This window comes from Halorubrum sp. GN11_10-6_MGM, from assembly GCF_005435165.1.
Lineage (GTDB): Archaea > Halobacteriota > Halobacteria > Halobacteriales > Haloferacaceae > Halorubrum.
This window is the reverse complement of sequence record NZ_SGUC01000003.1, coordinates 162,906-171,465: the sequence shown is the minus strand read 5'-3', so window position 1 is coordinate 171,465 and position 8,560 is coordinate 162,906. Positions and strand designations below refer to the sequence as shown.

Genomic DNA, 8,560 nt, shown 5'->3' with positions numbered 1-8,560 from the left:
AGGGGGCGGCGTCGGCGCCGCAGGTCCTGTTCGCGTTCGTCGTCGTCGTCGCCGTGATCGCGAGCGTCGCCGCGCTGCTGTTCGCCGGCGGCGACGACGAGAGCGACGCCGACGCGAGCGGTGGGGACGATTCCCCGGACGAGGAGGCTCCCGACCTCGACGCGATCGGCCGGACGGCCGGCGAGGCCGCGGACCGGATCGAGTCCGCCGACGCGGACAACGAGGTGTACCGCGCGTGGCGGGACATGACCGACGCCCTCGACGTCGATCGGCCGACCTCCTCGACGCCCGCGGAGTTCGCGGACGCCGCGATCGAGGCGGGCGTCGAGGAGGAGCCGGTGACCGCGCTCACGGAGGTGTTCGAGCGCGTGCGGTACGGCGGCGAGGACGCGACCGACGACCGCGAGCGCCGCGCCGTCGAGGCGCTGCGCCGGATCGAGGAGCGACACGGGGGCGAGTCGTGAGCCCCGGCTCCGCCGCCGCGGGCGCCGGGTCCGACGGGGGTGGGCCCTAGTGCGACCGCTCGTCGTCGCCGGGGTGCTGGCGGTCGCCGTCGGCCTCCTCGCGGCGCTCGACCGCGGCGTGGCGTCGGTCATCTCGCCCGCGTCGGTGGTCGTCACGCTGCTCGGCGTCCTCGGCGTGGTTCAGGGGGTCAGATACGCGAACGCGCGCCGCGACCGGAAACGGCTGCCGACGGACCCCGGCGAGCCGGAACGGCGGGCACCGGCCGCGGTGCCCGGGGCGGAGTTAGACGACCGGATCGCGCGGGTCGCCAGCCCCGCGCCGGGCGGCTACCGGGACCGTCGCGACCTCCGCGACCGGACGCGGGAGGTCGCGGTCGCCGCCGTCGCCCGCGACCGCAACTGCTCGCGGGGGGCCGCGGCGACGGCCGTCGACGACGGGACGTGGACGACCGACCCCGTCGCGGCCGCCTTCTTCCACAAGCGAGCCGGGTACCCGCTTCGAGTGCGCCTGTCGGCCGCGCTCCGGGGGCGCTCGAACTACTGGTACGGGGTCCGCGCCGCGATCGACGAGATCGAACGGATCGAGGAGGGCGAGCCGTGAGCGACTCGCGGGGCGACGGGATCGCGGCCGGAGCGGCCTCGACCGACGGCGACTCGACTGAGGGGAAATCGGCGGACCCGACTGAGGGGAAGTCGGGGAATTCGACGGAGACGGAGTCCGCCGACGCGCCGACCGACCGAGAACACCGGCGCGAGGTCGCGACCGACCGGTGGGTGGGGATCGCCGGCGCGGCGCTGGCGCTGGTCGGCCTCGGCGTGCTCGTTCGCCAGCCGTCGCTGGTGCTCGCCGGCGCGGTCGGCGTCGGCTACGGCGTGTACGCCCGGACGGGCGAGGCGCCGACGCCGACGCTCGCGGTGACGCGCTCGGTGAGCGACGAGTCTCCGGCGCCCGGCGACGAGGTGCGCGTCACCGTCCGGGCGGAGAACGTGGGAGGGACGGCCCTTCCGGACCTGCGGCTCGTCGACGGCGTCCCGCCGGGGCTGGCGGTCGTCGACGGCCCCGCGCGGGTCGCGACGGCGCTGCGGCCGGGGACCGCGGTGACGTTCGAGTACGCCGTTCGCGCGGCGCGCGGCGACCACGACTGGGAGCCGCTGACGGCGATCACGCGCGACGCGGCCGGCGCCCGGGAGCGGACGAGCGCGCTCGACGCGCCGACCGCGATCGCCTGTACGCCGGAGCTGTCCGCCGGCGGCGACCTCCCGCTGCGGGGGCTGACGACCCTCCACCATGGGCGCGTCCCGACGGACGTGGGCGGGGCGGGCGTGGAGTTCCACGCCACTCGGGAGTACCGCCGCGGCGACCCGCTCAAGCGGATCGACTGGAACCGTCGGGCGCGGACGGGCGAGCTGTCGACCGTCGAACTGCGCGAGGAGCGCTCCGCGACCGTCGTCCTGCTGGTCGATTCCCGGGATTCGGCGTACGTCGCGGCCGACCCCGACGCCGAGACGGCGGTCGAGGCGAGCGTCGCGGCCGCCGGGCAGGCGTTCTCCGCGCTCCTCGACGGCGGCGACCGGGTCGGGATCGCGGCGCTGTCGCCGCTCGACTGCTGGCTCCCGCCCGGCAGCGGGACCGTTCACGCGGCCCGCGGGCGCGAGACGCTGGCGACCGACCCGGCGCTCGCGCCGACCCCGAGCGACGACCGGTTCTACCGCTCCCTGTGGCTCCGGCGGTTCCGGCGCCGGCTCCCGGCCGACGCGCAGGTGTTGTTCTTCACCCCGCTCGTCGACGACACCGCGGCGACGCTCGCGCGTCGGATCGACGCGCACGGCCACCTCGTGACGGTCCTCTCGCCGGACCCGACGACGAGCGAGACCGTCGGACAGCGACTGGCGACCTTCGAGCGCCGCCAGCGGCTGCGGACGCTGCGGTCGGCGGGGATCCGGGCCGTGGAGTGGGGCGACGACTCCTTCCCGGTCGCCGTCGCGGCCGCGACGAGGCGGTGGTCACGATGAGCGGCGGGCAGGGGGGAGACGGAGCGACCGGAGAGGCGGCGAGGGAGGAAGCGACCGGAGAGACGGCGAGGGAGGAAGCGACCGGCGACGATGCCGGGGTCGCGGCAGCCGGCGACGACGTGCCGGTCGACGACTTCCACGAAACCGACGCGCGGCCGCCGACGGTCGCGGTCGTCGCGAGCCTCGCGGCCGCGGGCGTCGCGGCGACCGCCGCGCTGGTCGCGAGCCCGGTCGGCGGCGCGCTGCTCGGCGCCGCCGCGCTCGCGTTCCTCGGCGGGTCGCTCCGGAACTCGACGCGCGTCCTGACGTGGGGCGCGGCCGTCGGCGTGGTCGGGCTCGCGGTCGCGGGATACCGCGGCGCGCCCGCCGAGGCCCTGCTCGTCGCCGTCGTCGGGCTGACGGTCGCGTGGAACGTCGCCGACCACGGCGTCGGCCTCGGCGAGCAGGTCGGCCGGGGCGCGCGCGTCCGGCGCAACGTCGCGGTCCACGGGGGGGCGAGCCTGCTCGTCGGCGCGGTCGCGGCCGGCCTCGTCTACGGGGTCTCGCTCGCGGTCGGCGGCGGCCAGCCGGTGGCCGCGCTCGCGCTGCTTCTGGCGGGCGGCATCGCGCTGATCTCGGCGCTGCGGTGAGCGCTGGCGAGGAGGCGGGCGGCGTCGGGCGACGGAGCAGTATCGTCGGGCGACGACGGAGCTAAACCCTTATGAGCGCGCGGGTGGCAGGTACGCTCGTATGAGCGACCTCCCGGACGACTTCGACTGTACGCTCACCAACTGGGAGTACATCTACGGGCTCTGCCGCAACGTCTCCGACGCGGTGAAGCGGGCCGACTTCGAGCCGGACATGGTCGTCGCCTTAGCCCGCGGCGGCTGGTTCGCGGGGCGGTGTGTCTGCGACTTCCTCGGGCTCAACGACCTCACCAGCCTCAAGATGGAACACTACGTCGGCGCCGCGGAGAAGAGCGACGAGCCCCAGATCCGGTACCCGATGCCCGAGGGGAGCGTGGAGGGGAAGAACGTCCTCATCATCGACGACATCGCCGACACCGGCGGCTCGATCCGCCGCGCCGAGGAGTACGTCGACGACCGGGACGCCGCCGAGATCCGCACCGCGACGCTCCAGCTTCTGGGCACCTCCGAGTTCCAGCCCGACTTCGTGGGCGAACGACTCGAACAGTGGACGTGGGTCGTCTACCCGTGGAACTTCCTCGAAGACATGATCGACCTCAGCGAGGGGGCGATGGAGCGCGCCGACGAGTCGGCGTTCTCGCGGGAGGACCTGCGCCACTACCTGGAGGAGTACCACGGGATCGGTCGGATCGAGATGGAGGTCGCCCAGCCCGGCCGCCTCGACGAGGTCATCGACGAAATGGTCCGGCGCGACGTGGCCGAGCCCGTCGGCGACGAGGCGTGGGCGCTCGCCGAGTAGCCGGCCCGAGCGATGGCTCCGGGAGATAGCGACGGCGACCGCGACGCCGCACTCGACGCCGTTCTCGACGCCTACGCGCTGAAAGACGAGCGGCGCACCGGCTGGCAGCTCCGCGGGGTCGACGAGCCCGAGTCCGTCGCCGCTCACTCGTGGGGGGTCGCGTACCTCGTGTTGGCGCTCGGCGACCGCTTCCGCGAGGACCTCCCGAGCGTCGACCTCGACCACGCCCTGCGGCTCGCGGTCGTCCACGACGTCGCCGAGGCGGAGACGGGCGACGTGGCGACCCGGGCGGCCGACGTGGCGGACCGCGGGAGCGACGTGGCGGACCACGGGGACGACGCGACTCGCGCCGATCCGACCGCCGACGCCGCCGAGCGCGAGTCGAAGGTCGCCGCGGAACGCGAGGCGATGGCGGGCCTCGCCGGCCCCCTCCCAGAGCGCGTGCGGGACGCGTGGGAGGCGTACGAGGCGCGCGAGTCGCCGGAGGCGGTCCTCGTCAAGGAGTGCGACCTGCTCGACACCTGCCTCCAGGCCGTGATCTACGAGCGCGACGGGCGGTACGACCCGGCGCGCGGCGAACCCGAGGCGTTCCGCGAGTATGAGGACTTAGACGAGTTCTTCGCGACGAGCGAGCCGCGGCTTCGGACCGACGCCGGGAGAGAACTGTTCGCGGCGGTCCGCGAGCGGTACCGCGCCGCGCGGGACGAGTAGGCGGGACCCACCCGAGCCGTCGCGCCGAGAAACATTCGACGATCGTCGTATCATTAATCGACGTTCGTAGGGGCTCTACCCGTCGATTTCGCGCGAGGATGGTAAGAGGGTTAACGGGGGAGGTCGTCTCACGAGGTGAGCTTTCACCACGCATGTCTGACACCGATCTCGTAATTGTCGGCGGGGGGATAAGCGGGGCGTCGCTTCTGTACACGGTCGCGAAGTTCACCGACGTCGACGACGTCACGCTGATCGAGAAGGAACGGGAGATCGCCGCGATCAACTCCCACCGGACGAACAACTCGCAGACGCTCCACTTCGGAGACATCGAGACGAACTACACCCTCGAAAAGGCCGAGGAGGTCAAGGAGGGCGCGGAGCTGCTCGCGGGCTACCTCGAAGGGTCCGACCCCGACCGGGAGATGCACAGCAAGCGGAGCAAGATGGTGCTGGGCGTCGGCGACGAGGAGGTCGCCAAGCTGGAGGAGCGCTACCGCGAGAACGGGTTCGGCGACCTGTTCCCGAAGCTCCGCGAGATCGGCCGCGATGAGATCGCGGAGCTGGAGCCGAAGGTCGTCGAGGGGCGCGACCCCGGCACCGAGCTGAAGGCGCTCCAGACGCCCGACGGCTACGTCGTCGACTACGGCGCGGTCGCGGAGTCGTTCGTCGACGCCGCCCGCGAGGAGGACGGCGTCTCCGTCCACCTCGGGACGACGGTGACGGGCGTCGACGACCGGGGCGAGGGGTTCACCGTCGAGACGGACGACGGCGAGTTCGACGCCGGAGCGGTCGTCGTCGCGGCCGGGTCGCACAGCCTCCAGTTCGCCAAGGAGATGGGGTACGGCGAGGGGATGTCGCTGCTCCCGGTCGCGGGGAGCTTCTTCCTCGCGGACGACCTGCTGAACGGGAAGGTGTACACCCTCCAGATGAAGAAGCTCCCGTTCGCGGCGGTCCACGGCGACGCCGACGTCCACGACGGGAGCGTCACCCGGTTCGGACCGACGGCGAAGCTCGTGCCCGCCTTGGAACGCGGCCACCTCTCGACGGTGAGCGACTTCGTCGACGTGTTCGGCTTCAACCCCGACTCCGTGCTGAGCTACGTCAACATCCTCTCGGACAAGATCCTCTTCCCGTACGTCGTGCGCAACCTCGTGTACGACCTCCCCGCGGTCGGGAAGCGCGCGTTCCTCCCGAACGTCCAGAAGGTCGTGCCGAGCGTCGACGTCGACGACATCGACCGCGCGAAGGGGTACGGCGGCGTGCGCCCCCAGATCGTCGACACCGAGAACAAGGAGCTCGACATGGGCGAGGCGAAGATCGTCGAGGACGGCATCCTGTTCAACATCACGCCCTCGCCGGGCGCGTCGACCGCGCTGAAGAACGCGATGACGGACATCGAGACGGTCCTCGACTTCTTCGACGAGGAGTACGAGTTCGACGAGGCGGCCTTCCGCGACGCGACCATCGAGAACTTCCCGCGCCCGGACGACGCGGAGGCCGACGGAGCGGACGAGGCGGACGCCGACGGCGAGGTCGCGGCCGAGGCCGACGACTGAGATCCCCGCCGAGGCCGACGACCGAACGGGTCTCGCGCGAGCGACACCCGTAAGTACCGCCCGAGTCGACTCGCCGCTATGGCATCGAACGGCGACGGCGGAGAGAGCTCCGAGGGCCGAGCGACCGGCACCGCGGTCGTCGACCGCTGGACCGCGCTCGACCGGGGGTGGCAGGCGCTCGCGTTGGGGCTCGGGATCGTCGCCGTCCATCTCGTCGGGCAGGCGCTGTGACGGGGATCGCCGAGGCGGTGCGGACGTATCTCCCGGGCCTCGCGCTGCTCGCGGGCGGCGCGGTCGCGGCGACGCTCGTCGCGGACGCGGTTCCCGGCCTCCAGCCGCTCGTCGTCGCCGTCGCGCTCGGCGTCGGAATCGGGAACACTGTCGGAATCCCGGAAGTCGCGGAGCCGGGCGCGAGCGTCGACAAGCTGTTCTTGGAGACCGGGATCGTGCTGCTCGGGGCGGCGGTCGCGGTCGAGGAGTTCCTCGCCGCCGGCCCGACCGTCCTCGGGCTGGTGGCCGCGTTCGTCGCGGGCGGACTCCTGTTCTCGGAGATCGTCGCCCGCGGGCTCTTCCGTATCGGATCGCCCACCTCCTCGCTTTTGGCGGCCGGCGCGAGCGTCTGCGGCGTCTCCGCGGTCGTCGCGATCGGGAGGGTGCTGGACGCGCGCGGGGCCGCGATCACCTTCGCGGCGGCGACGATCCTGCTTTTCGACGCCGCGACGCTCGTCGCGTTTCCGCTCGCGGGCGAGTGGCTCGGCCTCACCGGTCGTCAGTTCGGCGTCTGGGCGGGCGTGAGCATGTTCTCGACCGGTCCGGTCGCCGCCGCCGGATTCGCGTACTCGCCCGAGGCGGGCCAGTGGGCGACCGTGACGAAGCTGGCGCGCAACTCGCTTTTGGGCGGCGTCGCGGTCGCGTACTCGGTCGCGTACACGGCGCGCTCGGCCGCGGACCCCGGCGTCCGCCGCCTCTGGGCGGAGTTCCCGAAGTTCCTGCTCGGCTTCCTGATCGTGGCGGCGGTCGCCAACAGCGGGCTGCTCTCGCCGGCGGCGCTGGCGTCGATCGGGCGCGTCTCGGACGCGCTGTTCACGCTGGCGTTCGTCGGCCTCGGGCTCTCGATCCGCGTCGAGGACATGCGCGCGGTGGGCGCCGCGCCCGTCGGCGCGGTGTTGGTCCACCTCCTCGCCGTGAGCGCGGTCGCGCTCGCGGCGGTGCGCTGGCTGCTGTGAGCGTCCGGCCGGTCCGGCGTCGACCGGGTTCACTCCTTATAAGTAGCGAGCGGGCGCACTCGGGGTATGGGAACCATCGGATTCATCGGCGGCAGCGGCATCTACGAGGCGCTCCCCCTCAACGACGTGCGGGAGGTCGAGTTCGACACGCCGTACGGCGAGCCGAGCGACGCGGTGACGATCGGCGAGTTCGGCGACACGGGCCGCGAGGTCGCGTTCCTCCCGCGCCACGGCTCGGACCACGGCGTCTCCCCCACGGACCTCCCGTACCGCGCCAACATGTACGCCCTGAAGAAGGCGGGCGTCACCCACATCTTCGCGTCGAACGCGGTCGGGAGCCTCAAAGAGGAGCTAGAGCCCGGCACGCTCGTCGTCCCCGACCAGATCTACGACCGGACGAAGGGCCGCGACCTCTCCTTCTACGGCGACGGGGTCGTCGTCCACCAGCCGTTCGCCGACCCGTACAGCCCCGAACTGGTCGACCACCTCACCGAGGCCGCGGAGTCGGCCGCGCCCGACGACACCGGCGTCGTGAAGGGCGGCACCTACGTCTGTATCGAGGGACCGCAGTACTCGACGCGGGCGGAGTCGGAGTTCTACAAGAGCCAGGGGTGGGACCTGGTCGGCATGACAGCGATCCCGGAGGCGAAGCTGGCCCGAGAGGCCGAGATCGCGTACGCGACGATCGCCGGCGTCACCGACTACGACGTCTGGAAGGAAGACAGCGAGGTGACCCTCGAAGAGGTGCTCGAAAACGCCGAGCAGAACCAGGCCGCGATCAAGGCCGCCGTCGAGGAGGCCGTGCGGACCCTCCCCGACGATCTGGAGTGCGAGGCGCACACCGCGCTGGAGGGCACCGTCAACACGCCGACGGAGGCGATCCCCGCGGAGACGAAGGAACGCGTCGAGCCGCTGCTCGGCGACTACTTATAAACAACTCCGCGGTGCGGTGGCGTCGCCGGCGGCTACGCCGCCGGCTGCCAGAGGCGCGTCGCGCCTCCCCGCGTGCCTGCGAGTGGCCGCCGAAGGCGGCTGCGAAGCAGCACGCGCGAGGGACGCCGCGAGCGCGGAGCGCGAGCGGCGAGGCTGGGGAGGCGCGAGGTGCTGTGCGGTGCGGTCGGGTGGGACTCAAAGGGGCAGTCGCGAGGCGGGCGCAGGGGAAGCA

Annotated in this window: 10 protein-coding genes; all 10 read left to right on the top strand. The window is 72.8% G+C overall.

The genetic code is table 11. The features are described 5' to 3' along the window. Window positions 1-464, top strand: a 464-nt coding sequence (locus EXE46_RS03040; RefSeq protein ID WP_137687017.1) for a DUF4129 domain-containing protein, incomplete at its 5' end; no start/stop codon positions are given. 49 nt (window positions 465-513) lie between these two features. Then, window positions 514-1,065: a hypothetical protein gene (locus tag EXE46_RS03035; RefSeq protein WP_137687016.1), complete on the top strand. Its 552-nt coding sequence runs from the start codon at window positions 514-516 to the stop codon at window positions 1,063-1,065. Next, the gene (locus tag EXE46_RS03030) at window positions 1,062-2,477 is read left to right on the top strand and encodes a DUF58 domain-containing protein (RefSeq protein ID WP_394348176.1); all 1,416 of its coding nucleotides are present in this window, start codon (window positions 1,062-1,064) and stop codon (window positions 2,475-2,477) included. The genes EXE46_RS03035 and EXE46_RS03030 overlap by 4 nt, the downstream gene beginning before the upstream one ends. Next, window positions 2,417-3,106: a hypothetical protein gene (locus EXE46_RS03025; protein WP_137687015.1), complete on the top strand. Its 690-nt coding sequence runs from the start codon at window positions 2,417-2,419 to the stop codon at window positions 3,104-3,106. Before EXE46_RS03030 ends, EXE46_RS03025 begins: the two co-directional genes overlap by 61 nt. Window positions 3,107-3,206: 100 nt before the next feature. Next, the gene (locus EXE46_RS03020) at window positions 3,207-3,902 is read left to right on the top strand and encodes a phosphoribosyltransferase (RefSeq protein WP_137687014.1); all 696 of its coding nucleotides are present in this window, start codon (window positions 3,207-3,209) and stop codon (window positions 3,900-3,902) included. A gap of 12 nt (window positions 3,903-3,914) precedes the next feature. Beyond that, window positions 3,915-4,613 carry an HD family hydrolase gene (locus EXE46_RS03015; RefSeq protein WP_137687013.1) on the top strand — a complete coding sequence of 233 codons (699 nt, stop codon included), beginning with the start codon at window positions 3,915-3,917 and terminating at the stop codon, window positions 4,611-4,613. 152 nt (window positions 4,614-4,765) lie between these two features. After that, the gene (locus EXE46_RS03010) at window positions 4,766-6,169 is read left to right on the top strand and encodes an FAD-dependent oxidoreductase (RefSeq protein ID WP_137687012.1); all 1,404 of its coding nucleotides are present in this window, start codon (window positions 4,766-4,768) and stop codon (window positions 6,167-6,169) included. Window positions 6,170-6,247: 78 nt separating this feature from the next. Next, a complete protein-coding gene (locus EXE46_RS17005) occupies window positions 6,248-6,400 on the top strand; it encodes a hypothetical protein (RefSeq protein ID WP_199234101.1) in 153 nt (50 codons plus the stop codon). Next, window positions 6,397-7,395, top strand: coding sequence for a YeiH family protein (locus EXE46_RS03005; protein ID WP_137687011.1), 999 nt, complete (start codon window positions 6,397-6,399; stop codon window positions 7,393-7,395). The genes EXE46_RS17005 and EXE46_RS03005 overlap by 4 nt, the downstream gene beginning before the upstream one ends. A 66-nt stretch (window positions 7,396-7,461) precedes the next feature. Then, entirely contained in the window at window positions 7,462-8,328 is an 867-nt protein-coding gene (mtnP, locus tag EXE46_RS03000) for an S-methyl-5'-thioadenosine phosphorylase (RefSeq protein WP_137687010.1), read from the top strand. Window positions 8,329-8,560 lie beyond the last annotated feature (232 nt).

What these genes read in the sequence shown, in the direction of transcription:
- EXE46_RS03020 (WP_137687014.1), top strand. Translation starts at nt 3,207, where the DNA reads ATGAGCGACCTCCCGGACGACTTCGACTGTACGCTCACCAACTGGGAG.
- EXE46_RS03015 (WP_137687013.1), top strand. Translation starts at nt 3,915, where the DNA reads ATGGCTCCGGGAGATAGCGACGGCGACCGCGACGCCGCACTCGACGCC.
- EXE46_RS03010 (WP_137687012.1), top strand. Translation starts at nt 4,766, where the DNA reads ATGTCTGACACCGATCTCGTAATTGTCGGCGGGGGGATAAGCGGGGCG.
- EXE46_RS17005 (WP_199234101.1), top strand. Translation starts at nt 6,248, where the DNA reads ATGGCATCGAACGGCGACGGCGGAGAGAGCTCCGAGGGCCGAGCGACC.
- mtnP (WP_137687010.1), top strand. Translation starts at nt 7,462, where the DNA reads ATGGGAACCATCGGATTCATCGGCGGCAGCGGCATCTACGAGGCGCTC.